Source organism: Acidobacteriaceae bacterium, assembly GCA_035944135.1.
Taxonomy (GTDB): domain Bacteria; phylum Acidobacteriota; class Terriglobia; order Terriglobales; family Acidobacteriaceae; genus Granulicella.
This window is the reverse complement of record DASZBM010000006.1, coordinates 60,783-78,366: the sequence shown is the minus strand read 5'-3', so window position 1 is coordinate 78,366 and position 17,584 is coordinate 60,783. Positions and strand designations below refer to the sequence as shown.

The window sequence follows — 17,584 nt, the reverse complement described above, 5'->3', positions numbered from 1 at the left end:
TTTATTTGGGTGCAGCAGAATTCGAGTCCAATAGATGTTTCATCTCGAGATAGACGCCATTCGTCCATCCGAAACCGACGACGTTCGTCTTGTAGCCCGTGGTTACGTCTACATTGGATGAACCGCTGTCCATGTTGTACTTCTCGCGGATCGTGCCGTCGCGCTCGTATCCGTTCTGCACTGTGGTCATGAACTTGTGTGCGATGCGATCGGCATCCTCCGTATAGCCATAACGGGCAAGACCGTCGACAGCCAGCCAGTTAGTCGGCGCCCAGCCGAAGGGAGCGTCCCACTGTTCACCGGTGTCTTGAGTGCTCATCTGCAGCCCGCCGGCGCGCTCAAAGAGCGGCAGGTTGGCGACGAGCCGCTTCGCCTGCGAGGGAGTCGCAAGCCCGGCCCAAAGCGCGTAGTACGTCGTGACGTAACGGTAAGTCGAACTGTGCCGCGTTCGTGAGTCGTAGTCGACGAAAAGGCTAGCCGCATCATCCCAGAGCAGCGAATTGATGCTCCGTTTGCGGGCGGCTGCCAGTTGATCCCAATGTGATGCGGCGGGAAGCTGACCCAGTGCCCGTTCAATGGTCGCGATGTCACGCTCGTATTTGTAAAGCAGAGCGTTCAAACAGATGGGCGCGTAATCCTCCGTCGATCCACTGAACGGGCCGAAGCGCGAGCTGGTATCGAAGCCAGATTCACGCATCGCTCGATCGCCAAGATAGAACTGCGGCGTGAGTTCGAAGCCGTCGAGGCTCGTCTGCAGGCAGTTCGCGCGGTCGGTGCAGTGTGCACTCGGTGTGGCGCTGGCCGGCTCAAGATATCCGGCTGGTGTCTGCTGTGGATGTGCGCGAAGCCACCGGATGATGTCGACGTAGTACCTGCTGTCGTCAGCCATCTCCGGGACCGGGCCATGACCGAGATCGAAGTAGCGTGACAACCCGGTACTGCCCGCGAGATGCGGCGGCGTGGTCCAGAGTGCGTGATCGCGGATGAGATAGGGAAGGGCATCGTGCAACCACGCATGGGCCGCGGACGGGTTTTCAACGCGCTCCGCATCGTACACAGCAACCACCATTGAGCTGAGAAACGGCGGCTGCGAGCGGGTGAGATAGTACGTTCGATTCGCGTTGAGAACAGACCCGTAGTGATCGATCTCGTAGAAGAAGTTCTCGACGGTGCCGCGCGCGAGATCGACACGGCCGTCTGCCAGCTCACCAAGAATGATGAAGTAGCTATCCCATCCGTACATCTCGTTGAAGCGGCCTCCGGGGACAACATACCGGTGCGGGAGATACAGCAGCCCGGGAGTAGAGATATCCTCGGGCGGAAGCTCACCTTCGTGGTGGATTGCCCGCGGAAGCGAGCGCACGTCCACGCGGCACTTGGTCTGCATGGCTCGCACGTCGCTCGGAACCGCCTCGCCTTTTGGCAGATAGAGCACGGGAGTCGTTGTGAGTTTCGGATCCACCAGCGAGCTGCAGTCGGTCATCGATCGCTGTAACTTATCCCACGATTGATGAATGTAGCTGTCTATTTCTGGCTGGTTGGCGTCCGGCTGCTTGGCCGGTCCTGGCGACTGCGCGGCTAGCGCGAGCCCAGTAAACAAAGCGATGGAGATCGTACGCAGGTGAGCGAACACGCGATTGATGCTATCTCAGCCGGGCAGCCTCTTGTGAAAGAAACGTGTAGCCTGCGGATTATCGTTGTACCGCTCGCAGGTTTCGTACCCGCGTGCGTGGTACAACGACTGCGCGGCCGTGAAGTTAGCGCCGGTGTCCAGGTAGATCCAGTCAACCTTCGACATGGCGGCGCGCTCTACGAAATCCATCAGGCGCGAGGCGAGTCCCGCGCCACGATAATCCGGCAGCACGTAGAGGCGCTTGCACTCAGCGGCGGACGGGATTGACGGCAAGTTCCGGAGAAGAACGCAGGCCGCGAGCACGCCATCTTGTTCCGCAATGGTGAAACCAAACGGGTCAGGTTGGTCGATGTACTCGAGCGTGCGTTCGGGCGCATCGCGCTGCACGACATTCCATTCGGTGTAATAACGTTCGAGCAACGCCGTAAGTTGCTGCAAATCGCCGCGAGTCGCGCGCCGAATATTGAACTGCCGCGATGAGCTAGACCCAGTCGCCATCGCGCATGAGAGGCTCAGCTGCGCCACTGGAGCTGACGCCGTCAATGTTCATCTTCGGGCCGCCGATCATCCAGTCCACGTGAATGAGACTCTCGTTCGCACCCAGCTTTGCCAGCTCGTCGTTGGACATCGTTTCGCCGTTGATGAGGCACGTCGAGTACGCCTGGCCCAATGCGATGTGACTCGCTGCGTTCTCGTCGAATAGCGTGTTCCAGAAGAGAACGCCCGACTGCGCAATCGGAGAATTGTGCGGAACGAGCGCGACCTCGCCCAACCGCCGTGCGCCGTCGTCGGTTGAGATCAATTTCTGAATCGCCTCTTCGCCCTTTGTGGCGGTCACTTCCACAATCCGTCCGTTCTCAAACCGGCAGCGGATGTTTTCGATCAACGTGCCCTGGTGCGATAGCGGCTTCGATGCCGAGACAACGCCGTGCACTCGGTCCTTATGAGGCGTCGTAAAGCACTCCTCCGTAGGGATGTTGGGCTGGCAGTAGATGCCGTTGCCAGCGGTTGTGCCGCCTCCTGCCCACAGGTGCTGGTCGGCGAGTCCCACCGTCAGGTCCGTTGCGCCGTCTGGTGTGAAGAAGCGGATCGAGTGATACCGCTTCGCATTCAGCAGATCGACCCGTCGTTTCAGGTTGTCTCCGTGCCGCTTCCAGTCGGCAACAGGATCATCACCCGTGATGCGCGACGTGCGGAAGATCGCATCCCACAGCTTGCCCATCGCAAGCTCTTCAGGCTCGCCGGGAAACACAAGCTCAGCCCACGCGGGAGTTGCCGCAGCAACAATTGTCCAGTTGATCTCATGCCGCGTGATGAGCTCCATCGCAGGCTTATACGCCTTGGACACGGCAATATTCGCGCGTGAGACCTTCTGCGGATCCTGTCCTGAGAGCAGCGCCGGGTTCGCGCCTGTGATCGCCATGCGCGCGGCTCCGGACCGGAACGCGTTCGCGATCCCGTCATAAAACCACTCCGGTGCATAGTCAAAGCTCGCGTCAGGAGCGTGCCGGTAGCGAGCCAGCGCGAGTTCGTCGTCACTGATCAAGGTCGTGACGAACTTTGCGCCCGCCTTATACGCTTGTTCGACAACGCGCCGCACCAGCGGCAACGCATCCGTTGGCGCGGTGAGCACCAGCTCCTGCCCCTCGCGCAGGTTCAGGCCGACGCGAATGGCGACCTCTGCAAGGCGGTCCAGTTTCTGCTCAAAGCTGAGGGAGGCGAAGGTCGGCGCGGCGAGTGTGGCAGAGCTCATACCGTTAGCCTAGGAGGGCGCGCGCGTTCGCGCAACTCCGGCGCCGGGCGAACGCAGCACAGTTCAGAACTTATCGAAGACGTCGCGGAAATCGTATACGCCGGGCTTCGCCGTGGCCAGCCACTCCGCGGCACGCACTGCGCCCTCGGCAAACGGCCGGCGCGAGTGCGATTCATGCGTCAGCAGAATGCGATCGCCGTTGCTCTCCGCCTCGAGGACGTGCAGCCCGACTGCTTCACCATGGCGAATGGACTTGATAGGAATATCACCCATATTGCTGGCTCGTCTGACGACGTCACGCAGGGTCAGGGCGGTGCCGCTCGGTGCATCAAGCTTCGTGAGATGGTGCGTCTCGGAAATCGACAGGTGATAATCCATGCCCGCGAGCTCCTTCGTCATGATCTCCGCGAGCTTCAGCATAGTCTGCACGCCGACGGAGAAGTTCGTGCCGTAGAGCAGACTGGCTCCCTTGCGTTCGGCCGTCTCCTTGGTACGAGGCAGACGGTCATACCAGCCTGTGGTGCCGACAACCATCTTCGCGCCATTCGCCAGGCACGCTCGCATATTCGCGATCACTGCCTCCGGCGTGGTGAAGTCAATAATGACGTCGAAGCCGGCGACGAACGGAGGCGTCAGTGCCGCCGCATCCTTGTTCTCCTTCGCATCGAGCACGTGAACGCTATGACCGCGTTCTGCTGCCACTTCCGCAACAAGCTTGCCGGTCTTGCCCACACCGAGAACGAGAATGCGCATGAGGGATCGTGCTCCTAAGCGTTTGACGTAACAGGCCGTGCTTCCACATCGAAGATCGCCGGATCAGCGGCTGTGAAGAATTTCTTGTGCAGCGATCGCACCGCTTCCTCGACGTCTTCTTCGTTGATCATGAAGCTCATATTAATTTCGCTGGCGCCCTGCGAAATCATACGGATATTGACGTGCGAAACCGCCGCAAAGACCTGCGCCGCAATGCCGCTCTGGCCGCGAATGTCCTCACCCACCAGGCAGATCAGTGCCTTGTCGCTCTCATACTTCACATCGGCGATGCGCCCCAGTTCCTCGCAGATGGCCGGAAGCGACTCGCGCGAGTCGACCGTCACGGAGATCGAAACCTCCGACGTTGACACCATATCGATCGCGCACTTGTGCTTGTCGAAGATGTCGAAAACCATCTTCAAAAACCCGTGCGCCAACAGCATTCGGCTGGCAACTATGTCGATGATCGTCAGCTTCTTCTTGGCCGCAATCGACTTGAACGGACTCGCGCATGGTGGTGGCGTTGCCGTAATGCGCGTTCCCTCATTTTTAGGATTTCGGCTGTTCAGCACGAACACCGGAATGTTCTTCTGCACCGCCGGCAGGATCGTCGCCGGATGCAGCACCTTTGCGCCGAAGTAGGCGAGCTCAGCCGCCTCTTCAAAGCTGATGGTGCGCACTCGCAGAGCATCCGGGCAAATGCGCGGATCCGTCGTCATAATGCCGTCGACATCGGTCCAGATCTCGATCGCCCCGCCATGCAGTCCACCGCCCACCAGCGCCGCTGTGTAGTCCGAGCCTCCGCGGCCCAGCGTCGTCGTCACTCCGTTGCACGAACCGATGAACCCGCCCATCACCGGCACACGGTCTGTGCTTACGAGCGGAAGCACTTTCGCGCGAAGCGCGCGCTCGATCGCCGCCTCGTCAGGCGCAGCCTTACCGTAGTGATCATCCGTGAGGATTACGTCGCGTGCATCGACGTGCACCGAGTTCAGCCCACGCTCGGCGAACGCGGCCGTGACCATCACGCTCGAGAGCCGTTCGCCGAAACTTACGATCAGGTCTGAGGTGCGCGGGGTCAACTCGCCCACAACGGCAATTCCGCGAACAAGCTCTTCCAGGCCATCAAAGGCGCGGTTGATATCGAGCTCAAGCGACTTCAGCCGCTCATCCTTTACCAGTTCACCGGCAACCTGCAGATGCCGCGTGCGCAGCCTTCGCGCGATCTCCAGCGCAGCATCGCGATCGCCGCGTCCCGCCAGCGCCGCCGCCGCGCATGCGAGCAGTTGGTCGGTGACCTTGGCCATCGCGGAGACGACGACAACCGGGCGCAAGCCGTTCTTCACTCGGCCTTCGACGATGCTCGCTGTGCGCAGCATGGCGGTCGCATCCTCAACGGACGTTCCACCAAACTTCATTACAACGATCTCCGGATGCGCAGAGGACGCTCGTGCCTTCGCACTCATGCGGGCACCGCGCTCTCTTCGAGTGCGGCCGAGCCGACAGCCGGGAAGCGCCTGAAATCAAACTTGCCCAGCACCGCGAGAATCTCCGCGTTCAGGATCGCCGCGCCCGCCGCGCCGCGCACAGTGTTGTGCGAAAGCAGCGTGAACTTCCAGTCGAAGATCGAGCATGGTCGCAGCCGTCCCACAGTGGTCGTCATGCCGTGGCCACGGTTCAGGTCGAGCTTTGGTTGCGGCCGCGTCTCGCCGTCCATATATACGATCGGGTGCAGCGGCGCCGACGGCAGGTGCAACCCCTCGTGACCTCTGCCGCTCAACGGCTGGAAGCTGCGCCATGCTTCCAGAATCTCCTCGTGCGTGGCTGGTTTGCGCAGCTTCACGCTAACGCACTCCGTGTGTCCTTCGAGGACCGGCACGCGATTGCACATCGCTGACACGGTCAGGTCTGCGAACTGGAAGCCGCGGGCGTCATCTCCTTCAACACGCAGTCCACCCAGCAATTTTGCGACCTCCTCCTGCAGCTTTTCCTCTTCATTCTTGATGTAGGGAATCACATTGCCGAGGATGTCGAGCGACGCGACGCCAGGATATCCCGCGCCGGAGACCGCTTGCATCGTCGAGACAAACAGCTTCTCAATACCGAAGCGCTGGTGCAGAGGCGCCAGCGGCAGCACAAGGCCAATCGCGCAGCAGTTCGGATTTGTGACCAGGTATCCGCCTGAAGTTTTCCTCGTAGCCTGTGCCTCGATCACGTCGAGGTGGGCTTCGTTCACCTCGGGCACGACCAGCGGAATATCCGCTCCCATGCGAAAGGCGGAACTGTTTGAAATCACGGCACAGCCGGCGGCCGCAAACTTCGGCTCAAGCTCGCGCGCAATTGGAGCATCGACCGAAGAGAAAATGATGCGGGGCAGCTCAGTCGCCGAGCCTTCAGGCACATTCGGCTGCAGCACCATCTCGGCGATGCGCTTCGGCAGCGGTGTGTCCAGACGCCATGCACACGCGTCCGCGTATCTCTTGCCCGCACTGCGGTCGCTGGCGGCCAGCCAGGTGATGTTGAACCAGGGATGATCGGCGAGCAACTGGATAAATCGTTGTCCGACAGCTCCAGTTGCCCCCAGAATGCCTACATTACGCCGTTCCATCCACCAAGTTTATCGCAGCGGGAGACAGGTGCGATTTAGCCATCTACCTCGACAACCCGCCGCCGCGTGACAACCCGCCGCGATCCGCCGCCCCAGGCAATGATCAGCGCGATGACGTGCAGCAGGAACCAGATCGTGATCCCCTGGTCCTGATAGATCCAGAAGAGGATCAGGATGCGCGGAATCAAGATTGCGACAATGATCTCGATCAGATTGACCGACGCGGGGATAAACGTCGCAGGTAGGCTGTGCTGGAACCACGCGACGACGATGCAGATGCGCGGCAGAAAAAGCGAAAGTACCAGAAACCACAGTGGAATCGCGTGAACCGGAAAGGTAAGAGAGAAGTGCATCGGCAGCCTTTCAATAAGGGTATGGGTACAGCGAAAACTGCAGGACCAAACCTGTTCAACCTGCTTTGATTCACTTCGCGGAGTAGGTGAAGTCCGCCTTTGCCGTTGATTTTGCCGGAACAGTCACCTGGATGTCCTGTTCGCCGAGCTTCTCATGCACGGCCGCCACAGTATAGGTGCCCGGAGGCAAGCCGTGAAGCGTAAAGCTGCCATCCGGCCCCGTCACCGCAAAAAATCCGTTCGGCGCCACGTTAATGAACGCCTGCATCCACGGATGATTATTGCAACGCACCGGAATCATCAGCTCCGGTGACCGAAACGTCTCCGTTTGCGGCTCACCGCCCGGCATCTCCGAAACATCTACCGAGTGATTCGCCGGCTCCTGCGGCAGCGTGTGCACATTATGCGTCGCAGGGTCGGAGTTCCGGTACTCCACCTTGCCTCCCATCTGCACGCCGGTCACGTGCGGCACATACCGGCAGCCCTTCTGGTCCAGCACGACCGGCGGCGCGTCAAAGGGCGCTGACCACGGCTGAATCCCGCCCTTTACGTAGACGAAGACATTTGCGAGCTTCCCATCCGAGACCACGTACTGCTCGGTGTAGTTCGGCGTATCGCTCATGGCGCACGCCGGATCTGCCGACATGTCGATCTTGATCCGCTCCGGAGCCTTGCCGGCGAAGTGCACCACGCCGGAGATGTTGCCAGCCGTCGCGGGATCGATCGCAGGAGCCTTGGAACTCACCGTATCCGTGAGGTTGATGGGAGCCTCAGTGTTCGCGGTATTTCGGCGGCAACCGCCGAGCATCAGGAGAGCGGGAATCGTAAACCAGACAACAGATGCACGCATAGCCACGGTGCTCCTTTGGATGCTCGGCGGAGGCCGCCGGTTAGTATGTGAAACCTACAGAGCCGCCAGCACAGCCTCAGTGAAGGCCTTCGTGCCCGCTGTCCCACCAACATCCCGCGTAAGCGTCTTGCCCTCGGCGTAAACATGGTTCAGCGCCTTCTGGATGCGCCCCGCAGTCTCCGCCTCGCCGATATGGTGCAGCATCAGCACCGCAGACTGCAGCAGCGCAGTCGGGTTCGCCTTGTCCTGCCCCGCGATGTCCGGCGCCGATCCATGCACCGCCTCAAAGATCGCTGCATCCGCCCCGATGTTCGCTCCCGGCACCAGTCCCAGTCCGCCAACAAACGCCGAGCACAGGTCCGAGAGAATATCGCCGTACAGATTCTCCGTCAGGATGATGTCGTACTGATACGGGTTCAGCACCAGCTGCATGCACGCGTTGTCGACGATGTGCTCCAGATACTGAATCTCCGGGAACTCTGCCGCAACCGCCTTGCAGCATCGCAAGAACAGCCCATCCGTCAGCTTCATGATGTTGGCTTTGTGGATGGCGTGGATCTTCTTGCGCCCGTGCTTGCGCGCATACTCAAAGGCCGCGCGCGCAATCCGCGTCGACCCCTTCGTTGTGATGATCTTCAGCGACTGCGCCACATCCGGCTGCACCATCACCTCGAGCCCCGCGTACAAATCCTCCGTGTTCTCGCGGAAGATCACCAGGTCAATCTTCGGATAGTTCGTCTTCAACCCCGGCAGCGACTTCACCGGCCGGAAGTTCGCATACAGGTCAAATTTCTTGCGCAGCGTCACGTTGATCGACGAAAATCCCTGCCCGATCGGCGTCGTCACCGGGCCCTTCAGCGCCACCTTATTCTGTGTCACCGAGTCATACAGCGCCTGCGGAATGTACTCGCCCGTCTTGGCGAACGCATCCGCGCCCGCATCATGGCGATCCCAGTCAAAGCTGCATCCGGTCGCAGCGCCCGCGGCCTCCAGGATGCTCAACGTCGCTGCCGTAACCTCCGGCCCGATGCCATCACCCGGAATCAACGTAATCTTGTGTGTGCGTGTTGCTGCCTTCATTGCAAAACTTCCTTCTATTTTTCTCGAATGCTTAGCGCACGTTGTGTCGCTTGGGTTTCGGGTCCTTGCCGCGCAGCAGGCCCTCGAGCTCTTCCTTGAACTCGTTCACGTCCTTGAAGTCGCGATAGACACTGGCAAATCGGATGTAGGCAACCGTATCGATCTCCTTCAGCCGCTGCATGATCAGCTCGCCAATATCGGTTGTCGACCGCTCGCGCTCCGGCGAATCCACAACAAACGCCTCCGCCGCATCCACGATCGATTGCATCTGCGCCACCGATACCGTGCGCTTCTGGCACGAGTGCAGCAGGCCGGCGAGTAACTTCTGGCGGTCGAACTTCTCGCGCCGGCCGTCCTTCTTCACAACCATGTAGGGAATTTCGTCGAGCCGCTCATAGGTGGTGAAGCGCTTCGTGCAGCGCTCGCACTCGCGGCGTCGGCGAATGGAGTCGGCGTCCTTACTCTCGCGGGAGTCGATCACCTTGTCCTGAGTAAAGCCGCAGTAGGGACACTTCATGCAACTTCAATCTTAGCAAGCACTGACGAAATGCTCGCGCTTCGCCGAACCAGATCCTAAGCGATGCTTACAGCTTCGCTGCTGCGCGCCGCATCACGCAGGCTCACGCCCTCGATGCGCGCTGCAACCAGACCTGCAGGCACGATACCGAGCGTCGTGACCGCCATCAGGATCGCGCCGGCAGCCGACGCAATCTCGACCGGCACAGAGAAAAATGCGAGATACGCTCCGGTAAGCACGCCAATCTGCGAAAACCAGCCGATCACCGGCAACTGGATCAGTGAACCCGCCATGCTCGAAGCCAGTAGAAGCATTGTCTGCGGCACAGAGAAATAGGCAAGTTGGGCAGAGTCACGGAAAGCCCGCGTGGTTTCAAAGTACGAACCAGCGATCATCGCCCAGATCAGCAGGGACAGGATGAGCGCCGCGCCAAACTGCCCGAATGTCTTGATCGTGCGCAGCCCCTCGCGAAATTCGAGAATCTTGACAGCCACTGATTCAGCAAATGTCTTCGAAGCCACCCGAAGCGTTTTGCGGGCAAATCCCGCAACCGCGGGTCCCGCAAAGCGAACGGCGAGCAGGAACACAACAATCGCTGCCATCAGAATGAGAGCCCCCTGCCCGGCCTTCTTGAACTCCTCATGGTGAGGCATGTTTTTCGGAGCCAGGGCGAGCGTAATAGCGAAGAGGATCGCAGCGGATCCGAGATCAAGCGCCCGCTCGATGAAGTAGACCGCCAACTGCGTGGCGATCGGTGTCCCCGTACGCTTTGCAGTGAGGTACGGGCGAGCGAGGTCAGCCGCTCTTCCGAACAGCGCAACCACCGTAAAGCCTATAAATTGCGGTCCAAGAAGTTTCGCTGTGCCGGTTGTATTCGAGGACCCGAGCAGCACCCGCCAGCGCGGCGCACGAATCGCGACCGAGAGCCAGATCAGGGCGACACCCAGCGCCACCCGCGCCCATGAAACTGCCCGTAGCTGCACCTTCAAATTGGCGAAGTCGAAGTGCACCCGCCCTCGCGCCAACCAGGCGCACGCGGCCAACAGGCCGACAAGCACGACAGCGATCACAGCATTTCTGGCGGACTTGCTCATCAGTCCCTTGACTCCTGCTTGTTTCGGAAAGTTATCTACCTGGAGGCGATCGCGCTGCGTTCTGCCACAAGTTTGCGCCGCTTGAATTCATTCATCACGCGCGCAACATACGCGCGCGTCTCGCGATACGGCGGAATCCCATGGTACTTGTCGACGGCCGCTGGACCGGCGTTATACGCCGCCAGCGCGAGTGCCAGATTGTCGTGGTAGCGCGTAAGCAGTTCGTCCAGATACGCCGTGCCGCCATTGATGTTCTGCGCGGGCTCGAAGCTGTCTTTCACGCCCAGAGTGTGAGCCGTGCCTGGCATCAACTGCATCAGGCCCCGCGCGCCTGTGCGCGAAACCGCCGTCGCTCGTCCACCGCTCTCCGCGTGCACGACGCTCGCCAGCAGCTCTACATCGATATCGTGCTGCTCGCCCGCATGACTCAACAAAGTCCGCACGTCAGCATTGGAAGCGGCGGCCGGCTTAGGTGACGCTCCAACAGCAGGTGGATCCGGCAACGTCGCGACAGACTCAATCTCTGTCACCGGCAGATCGATATAGCTCTCATCGCCGCCGCTGGCAAGAAACAGCCGCACGCGGCCATCCTCCAGCGCCTGTTGGTGATTGCAGTCGTAGCTGAATCCATTGCGCAGCGTCACGCGATCAAACGCATGCGCAGACGCGCCCGCGAGCGCGAAAATGGCGAGACTCAAGCCACACTGGAACCGGCGGGGAAGCACTGAATATGAGACTACCATTCGGGCTCCGGGTAAGCAGATACCCCGTTCTGCCTCGCTCGTGCCTGCGATCGCCTCCGCAAACTGCACGAACGAAAGCAGTTGCAGCGTACTTAGTGAACGTCCGTGGTAGCCATGTACTTCCAGACGTTCTCGAATTCCGGCAGGACAGTCGAGTTGTGATGGTCTTTCGTGGCTATGTCGTTGACCAGAATCCTCGGGCTGCCCTGAATCGACTCGCCGGGCTGGACCATTGCCGTCTCCTGCTTCACCTGCTCCGGAGACAGGTTCATCAACACCGAACAGTTTGCAACCTGATGCTGCTCATTGAACTCGTCCTTGAGATTCAGGAAAGCAAAAATGCGTGTCGCAGGCGTCGCGCTCGGACGCGACTGCCAGGGCGCAGGCTCATGCAGATCGTCAAGGAAGTCCTGCGGACCGGAAAGGATCAGCACGCGTTCTACTGCAAACATCTTGCCGATGAACGCTGCATGTCCGGAGCCCTGCGAGTGGCCCGCAATAACAATCCGGCTCCAGACAGGTTTGCCGTTCGCGAAAAAGTCGTCCCATCCACCCGTCGGATCGTGCTCGACCAGGTAAGCCAGAAGTTTGTCGAAGCGGTTGAGAATCGAGTTCGCCGGATCCACCTGGATCTTCTCGCTTCCGCTTGCACCCGTCACGATGGTCTGCCTGTATCGGTCGAAGCACCCGGCATCTTCACTGTGTGCACAGATCACCGTGACCACATTGTTTTCGTAGTCCAGACTGATCGCGTGAAATCCCCCTCGACTGAACGCCGTGTCGAGCTTGAGAGTGCCTTCAGCCTTTGCGTGGGTGCCAACCAGGAAGAGCAGCAGACGAGGCTGCGCCGCTTTTAACGCCTGGCGATCGTACACGGCGAGGTGCGGCCCGTGCACCGTCTCAATCGAAACATCCGTGTCGTGAGGATCGACGCGCAGCACGGTCGTCTGTGCCATCGCCAATGTCGTCGCGATCAAGAGTTGGCAGGTTGTCAAAAGAAGCGCGAGATGCAGGCGCGAGCGAAATACTGCCATCCAGTTCTTCCTTTCCCGATTCGACCGGTGCATCAGGTGAGCGCCGCCTCGATCACAACTGCAACGCCATCCTCATCGTTTGAAGGAGCGATCATCCATCCGCGCTCCGCCGCCAGCGCTCGCAGATCCGGCGGAGCGTTCGCCATCACCGCGGCCTGACCCGCCATCTGCAACATGGGCACGTCGTTCCAGTTATCGCCGATCGCGAGAATCTCGTCCGCCCCAATCCCGCGCAGCTCACCCAGATGCAGAAGCGCCGAGGCTTTTGAACATCCGCTCGGCAGAATATCGAGGATGCAGAGATCGCGATGCGGATACTCCGTTCGGTGCAGCGTTACTTCAATCCCCGGCGCGCATTCTCCATCCACGTTTGTGATCCTTGGATCGCTCAGCAGGTGCGCCTCAGCCTCACGCATGCGATCGATCGGTCCGCAGAGCATCATCTGGATGGGCGCCGCATCTTCGAGCGCGAGTTCGATGGGTGAGACATATTCCATGTAGGGCTCGTTGACTTCCATCCACCGGATGATGCTCGCATTCAGCTCGTCGACCCCTTCGCACACCAGCGCGCCGCGCTCATCTTCGCCATCAGGAAGAACTTTGTCGAAGGTCAGCACGAGCGTGCCGCGAAACTCCTTCACGTGCTCGCACAGCCAGCGAGCGGTCTCCACCGGCATATGCGATCGATGCAGCAACTCCGATCCGAGCGTACGAATCACCGTGCCGTTTGAGCTGATCAGCGCAGTGTCTGCCGGCCGATCGAGTTCACGCAGGACACGCATTGCATAACAATGCCGCCTGCCAGTTGCAATCGCGACTTCAATCCCGCGGGATTCGGCCTCACGAATCGCTTTGAGGTTACGTTCACTGACATGACCATCCGAGTGAAGGAGCGTGCCGTCAACGTCGATGGCAATGAGGCGAGGTTTAGGCATCCGCTTCAAGAATAGCTGGCGCGTTATCCGGTACCATCGAGAGCATGGCCCGAGTCGTTCATCTCGCCTGCGCCCGCTGCGGTCATCCGCAAATGCTTGCTGTAGATTCCGCTGAGAACGATGAGGCACTTGCGGACATCGTCCCCGCTTTGGGGGACCGCTCGATAACGGGCGACGACCGCTCGACAGCAGCGGCGCTACGTCTTGAGCGGCTGAAGTTATTGCCGACGTCGATGCCTGTCGGCGGGATTATTACGCCGGTCTAACCGCCGAAGCGAGATGCCACTTCAGATCAACGTCGGAGTCGCATCTCGCTGCCTGCGGTCATTTATTACTTCGAACAGGTCTGTCCGCGGTCACCGCGTGCGCCCATGGCCTTCGCATCCGCCTCGGTCATGTACTTCCCATCCTTGGTCTTGCCGTAGTAGCGATCGCCGTAGCAGTGGTAGACCTTGGTGGAGGTGTTCACCCACACAAGGCCGGGGCCACCGCCCGCGGCTGCGTTGGCTGCCGGGGCTGGCATGGACTTTGGCGTGGCCGCTGCGGTCTTCGCCGGAGCAGGAGGAGGAGGAGTCGGTCTGCTGGCTGCTTTGGAGGGCGCGGCAGGACTGGGCTTGACGGCGGGTGCTGCGGCAGCCCCGGAGTCGGCAAACCAGGTCTGGATGCCCTTGTGGCCTCGGCAGGCTCCGCTCTTGGTGGTGCCGGTCCAGTAGCTTCCGTCCTTGCACTGGGCGGTGGCATTGGCCGGTTTGGCGGGCGCCTGGGCAAGGGCGGCGAGTGAGCCAAAGAACATACAGCCGAGTGCGATGATCGAGAGTCGTGCGCGCATCAGTGTCTCCTCGTAGATGTTGTGTTCGGGGCCGGCTACGGCGGCAATGCTACCAGCTTCAGCCCACGGGCGACACGGGCGGGTGCTCCCGCGTGGTGAGCACGATGGCCGCAATGAGGATCAGGGCGCCGCCGAGCCACGCTATGGGGCCGAGGTGCTCATGCAGGACGAAGATGCCCAGCAGCGAGCCGATGAGGGGCTCCATGTTGAGCAGGACTCCGGCCTGTGAGGCCGGAACCTTGGTCATTCCCCAGTTCCAGAGGAAGGTGGAGGATGCTGTGCAGAGCAGACCGCTGGCGGCCAGCGCGAGCCAGGCCTTCAGCGAGATGTGGTGGATGGGGGGAAGGCCGTAGAGCGGCGGTACGACGACGATGAGCATCAGCGTCCCGGCGCAGAGACCGTACGCTGTCACGACCACGGCGCTGTGGGTCATGACGAGGTGCTGGTTGAGCAGCACCCAGAAGAGCGCGATGCAGAGGGAGAAGACGACGTACAGGTCGCCGCGGAGGGTTGGGCCGTTGGCGGAGGCGTGGTGGGTTCCGCCGAGGGCGATCAGCGCGGCGCCCGTGGTGGAGACGAAGAGGGCGATCCAGCCGAGGCGGTGGAGGCGCTCGTGGGCGAAGATGGTGGCGCCGACGGCGAGGATTACGGGCATCGTGCCGACCATGAGCGAGGCGTGGGAGACGGTGGTGAGCGCGAGGCCGTGGAACTGGAAGAGGAACTGGAGCGGAACGCCCAGGACCGAGGCGAGCAGCAGGATGAGCCACTCGCGGCGGTTCAGGCCTGGGCGATGCGTGATGAGGAAAGGAGTCAGGGCGAGGGCGCAGAAGACGAACCGGTAGAAAACCATCGCTCCGGAGTTCATCTCGGCGAGGGCGATTTTGCCGAAGAAGAATCCACAGCCCCAGAACATGCTGGCGAGGCAGCAGGCGGCGAAGCCGAGGGAGCGTTGTGTTTTTTCGTGCGGCTCCAGTGGTACCCCCTCCCCCCCCCCCGTACTTTTTGCGCAAAATCTTGGAACGAGAGACTTTAGGGGTGGACCTAAGGCGTCTCCGGAGGCTCAAAAGCGAAGGCCCGGCGTGGGCCGGGCCAGAGTTGTTCCCTTAAGTTAAGTATATCGGCGGCGTCAAGGGGATTTCCTCAGGTGGCTCTGTGGACCCCCACCCATGACGACAAAAGACGTCGCCATGAATGGGGGCACCCAGCGCTGTAGAACGCTACCAGACGCGGCAGTTTTTGGCCGGGGTCATGGGCTGGCCCTCTTTGCAGCCGAAGGCCGGGCCGAAGCCGGGCTGGTTGACGATGGCACCGTCGGCGCGGAAGTGATCCGGTGAGTGGGGGTCGGTCTGGACCTGTTCACGGACCTGTTCGGGGCGGGCGTTCTCGCACCAGTTCTGCGCGTAGGCGATATAGAAGCGCTGCGGGCCGGTGAAGCCGTTGATCTTCTTGTTGATGTCGAGGCCATCCTTCTTTGCGCGGTCGAGGTAGGCCATGTAGGCGAGCAGGAGCCCGCCATTGTCGGCGGTGTTTTCGCCGAGGGTGAGCTTGCCATTGATGTGGAGGTCGTCGACGGCGACGAAGCTGCCGTACTCGTTGACGAGGCAGCCGGTGCGGGCCTCGAAGTTCTTCTTGTCGGCGGCGGTCCACCAGTCGCTGAGGTTGCCGGTGGCGTCGAACTGGCTGCCCTCATCGTCGAAGCCATGAGTGAGTTCGTGGCCGATGATGGAGCCGATATGGCCGTAGTTGGTCGCCAGGTCGGCCTTGGGATCATAGAAACCGGGCTGCAGAATTCCGGCGGGGAAGTTGATGTTGTTCATCGACGGGTTGTAGTTGGCATTGACGGTGGGCGGCGACATGTCCCATTCGAGTTTGTCGACCGGCTGTCCGATTTTGTTGAGCTCGCGGTCGTTCTCGAAGGCATTGGCGCGCTCGAGATTGCCGAGGGCATCGGTGTGGGAGATTTCGAGTTTGGAGTAGTCACGCCAATGCTCGGGGTAGCCGATCTTGTCGGCGACGGCGTGGAGCTTGGCCTTGGCCTTCTCCTTCGTCTCGGGGCTCATCCATGGAAGCGTGTCGAGGTCCTTATCCATCGCGGCTTCGATGTCGTGGACCATCTGCAGGGTTTTGGCCTTCTCATCGCCGGGGAAGTACTGGTCGACGTAGACCTGACCAAGAGCCTCCCCAAGAGCGCCATCAACACCGGCGGAGCAGCGCTTCCAGCGCGGTTTTTCCTCGGGCTGACCGGAGAGGATGCGGCCGTAGAAGTTGAAGTGCTCGGCATCGATCTGCGAAGGAAGATCGTATGCGAAATCGCTCATCGTGTGGAACTTCATGTAGGCACGCAGGGTTTGCATGTCCGTATCGCTGACAGCCTGGACCATCGCGGGGAAAAACCCGGGGCTGTAGTCATTGAGTGTTGTGAACTGGGGCGCGTGAATGGCTTCGAGGAAGCTGGCGAAGGGAACGTTGCTGAGCTCGGTCTTCTCAAAGTCGGCGAGTGTCGTGGGATGGTAGATTTTCTGCGGGTCGCGCTGTTCGGTGATTGTGAGTGATGCTTCGGCGAGTTTCGTCTCAAAGGCGAGGATGTTCTTCGCGTCGGTGGCGGCCTGCTCGGGTGTTTCGCCGGCGAAGGTGAGCATTTTCGCGATGTGGTCAACGTACTGCTGGCGAAGCTTGACGTCCTTGTCGCCCGTGCGGGTGTAGTAGTCGCGCTCGGGAAGACCAAGGCCGCCCTGGGAAGCGACGGCGATCTGTTTGGTCGAATCCTTGAAATCCTGCATCTCGCCGAAGCCGAAGAAGACGTTGACACCGTCGCGCTGAAGCTCACCTGCAAGATAGGCGAGGCCGTGCTTGGATACCTTGTCGATCTGATCGAAGAACGGCTGGATAGGCGCCAGTTGCTTCTGGTTGATAAGGTCGGTGTTCATGCAGGCGGCGTAATAGTCGCCGATCTTCTGCTCGTTGGAGCTCTTCTGGTTGGCGGGGTCGGAGTACTTGGTCAGGATTCCGTTCAGCTCCTGAGTGTTGACGTTGTAGAGGAGATAGAACTGGTCGACGCCGGTCTGGTCGGCGGGGATGGGATGCTCGACCGCGAAGTTTCCGCAGGCGAACTTATAGAAATCGGTGCAGGGATCCGCGGCCTTGTTGATGGCGGAGGCGTCGAAGGCTGGCCCGGGCACATAGTGAGTGACAGGCGCGGCGGCGGTCGCAGGAGAGGCCGGGGTGGCTGCGGGTGTCGCTCCGGTCTGGGCGCGAAGGAGAGGCGTACAGGCAAGGACGAACGAAAGCGTGACGAGCGAGGAGGTCGCGAAAGACGACCGGAGATGCGGCATAACGAGAGTCTCCGAGGTGTGGCGGGTAGCCTTGATATTTGTATACGAATGGATGGGGCTGTGGTTCCGT

18 protein-coding genes are annotated in these 17,584 nt (G+C 60.7%); 1 reads left to right on the top strand and 17 read right to left on the bottom strand.

What is annotated here, in order from left to right; genetic code table 11:
• Position 1: 1 nt before the first annotated feature.
• From VGU25_11480 to VGU25_11415, 14 genes are all read right to left on the bottom strand, one after another.
• Positions 2–1,633 carry a trehalase family glycosidase gene (locus tag VGU25_11480; protein HEV2577821.1) on the bottom strand — a complete coding sequence of 544 codons (1,632 nt, stop codon included), beginning with the start codon at positions 1,631–1,633 and terminating at the stop codon, positions 2–4.
• A gap of 15 nt (positions 1,634–1,648) precedes the next feature.
• Complete coding sequence (locus VGU25_11475; GenBank protein ID HEV2577820.1) at positions 1,649–2,131, bottom strand: GNAT family N-acetyltransferase; 483 nt, start codon at positions 2,129–2,131, stop codon at positions 1,649–1,651.
• Positions 2,115–3,386: an aminopeptidase gene (locus VGU25_11470; GenBank protein HEV2577819.1), complete on the bottom strand. Its 1,272-nt coding sequence runs from the start codon at positions 3,384–3,386 to the stop codon at positions 2,115–2,117. The genes VGU25_11475 and VGU25_11470 overlap by 17 nt, the downstream gene beginning before the upstream one ends.
• A gap of 63 nt (positions 3,387–3,449) precedes the next feature.
• A complete protein-coding gene (locus VGU25_11465; protein HEV2577818.1) occupies positions 3,450–4,139 on the bottom strand; it encodes a dihydrodipicolinate reductase C-terminal domain-containing protein in 690 nt (229 codons plus the stop codon).
• Between the two features lie 14 nt (positions 4,140–4,153).
• Complete coding sequence (lysC, locus tag VGU25_11460) at positions 4,154–5,605, bottom strand: lysine-sensitive aspartokinase 3 (GenBank protein ID HEV2577817.1); 1,452 nt, start codon at positions 5,603–5,605, stop codon at positions 4,154–4,156.
• Positions 5,602–6,747 carry an aspartate-semialdehyde dehydrogenase gene (gene asd / locus VGU25_11455; protein ID HEV2577816.1) on the bottom strand — a complete coding sequence of 382 codons (1,146 nt, stop codon included), beginning with the start codon at positions 6,745–6,747 and terminating at the stop codon, positions 5,602–5,604. The genes lysC and asd overlap by 4 nt, the downstream gene beginning before the upstream one ends.
• Positions 6,748–6,782: 35 nt before the next feature.
• Positions 6,783–7,100 (bottom strand): hypothetical protein, encoded by a 318-nt coding sequence (locus VGU25_11450; protein ID HEV2577815.1) that lies wholly within the window; start codon positions 7,098–7,100, stop codon positions 6,783–6,785.
• 70 nt (positions 7,101–7,170) lie between these two features.
• Positions 7,171–7,950: a carboxypeptidase regulatory-like domain-containing protein gene (locus tag VGU25_11445; protein ID HEV2577814.1), complete on the bottom strand. Its 780-nt coding sequence runs from the start codon at positions 7,948–7,950 to the stop codon at positions 7,171–7,173.
• 54 nt (positions 7,951–8,004) lie between these two features.
• Positions 8,005–9,030 carry an isocitrate/isopropylmalate dehydrogenase family protein gene (locus VGU25_11440; protein ID HEV2577813.1) on the bottom strand — a complete coding sequence of 342 codons (1,026 nt, stop codon included), beginning with the start codon at positions 9,028–9,030 and terminating at the stop codon, positions 8,005–8,007.
• 31 nt (positions 9,031–9,061) lie between these two features.
• Positions 9,062–9,547 carry a transcriptional regulator NrdR gene (gene nrdR / locus VGU25_11435; GenBank protein HEV2577812.1) on the bottom strand — a complete coding sequence of 162 codons (486 nt, stop codon included), beginning with the start codon at positions 9,545–9,547 and terminating at the stop codon, positions 9,062–9,064.
• 56 nt (positions 9,548–9,603) lie between these two features.
• Positions 9,604–10,641, bottom strand: a complete 1,038-nt coding sequence (locus VGU25_11430) for a lysylphosphatidylglycerol synthase transmembrane domain-containing protein (GenBank protein ID HEV2577811.1) — start codon at positions 10,639–10,641, stop codon at positions 9,604–9,606.
• A gap of 35 nt (positions 10,642–10,676) precedes the next feature.
• A complete protein-coding gene (locus VGU25_11425; GenBank protein ID HEV2577810.1) occupies positions 10,677–11,339 on the bottom strand; it encodes a lytic transglycosylase domain-containing protein in 663 nt (220 codons plus the stop codon).
• A gap of 137 nt (positions 11,340–11,476) precedes the next feature.
• Entirely contained in the window at positions 11,477–12,418 is a 942-nt protein-coding gene (locus VGU25_11420) for a hypothetical protein (protein HEV2577809.1), read from the bottom strand.
• Positions 12,419–12,450: 32 nt separating this feature from the next.
• Entirely contained in the window at positions 12,451–13,353 is a 903-nt protein-coding gene (locus tag VGU25_11415; GenBank protein HEV2577808.1) for an HAD family hydrolase, read from the bottom strand.
• Between the two features lie 44 nt (positions 13,354–13,397).
• Here VGU25_11415 and VGU25_11410 point away from each other — a divergent pair, with 44 nt between their 5' ends.
• Positions 13,398–13,619, top strand: coding sequence for a hypothetical protein (locus VGU25_11410; protein ID HEV2577807.1), 222 nt, complete (start codon positions 13,398–13,400; stop codon positions 13,617–13,619).
• A 65-nt stretch (positions 13,620–13,684) separates the two neighbouring features.
• On the opposite strand, the gene VGU25_11405 is transcribed toward VGU25_11410, so the two are convergent.
• The 3 genes from VGU25_11405 to VGU25_11395 form a co-directional block, all read right to left on the bottom strand.
• Positions 13,685–14,182 (bottom strand): DUF3761 domain-containing protein, encoded by a 498-nt coding sequence (locus VGU25_11405; protein ID HEV2577806.1) that lies wholly within the window; start codon positions 14,180–14,182, stop codon positions 13,685–13,687.
• Positions 14,183–14,240: 58 nt separating this feature from the next.
• Complete coding sequence (locus VGU25_11400) at positions 14,241–15,155, bottom strand: DMT family transporter (protein ID HEV2577805.1); 915 nt, start codon at positions 15,153–15,155, stop codon at positions 14,241–14,243.
• A gap of 244 nt (positions 15,156–15,399) precedes the next feature.
• Complete coding sequence (locus VGU25_11395; GenBank protein ID HEV2577804.1) at positions 15,400–17,514, bottom strand: M13 family metallopeptidase; 2,115 nt, start codon at positions 17,512–17,514, stop codon at positions 15,400–15,402.
• Positions 17,515–17,584 lie beyond the last annotated feature (70 nt).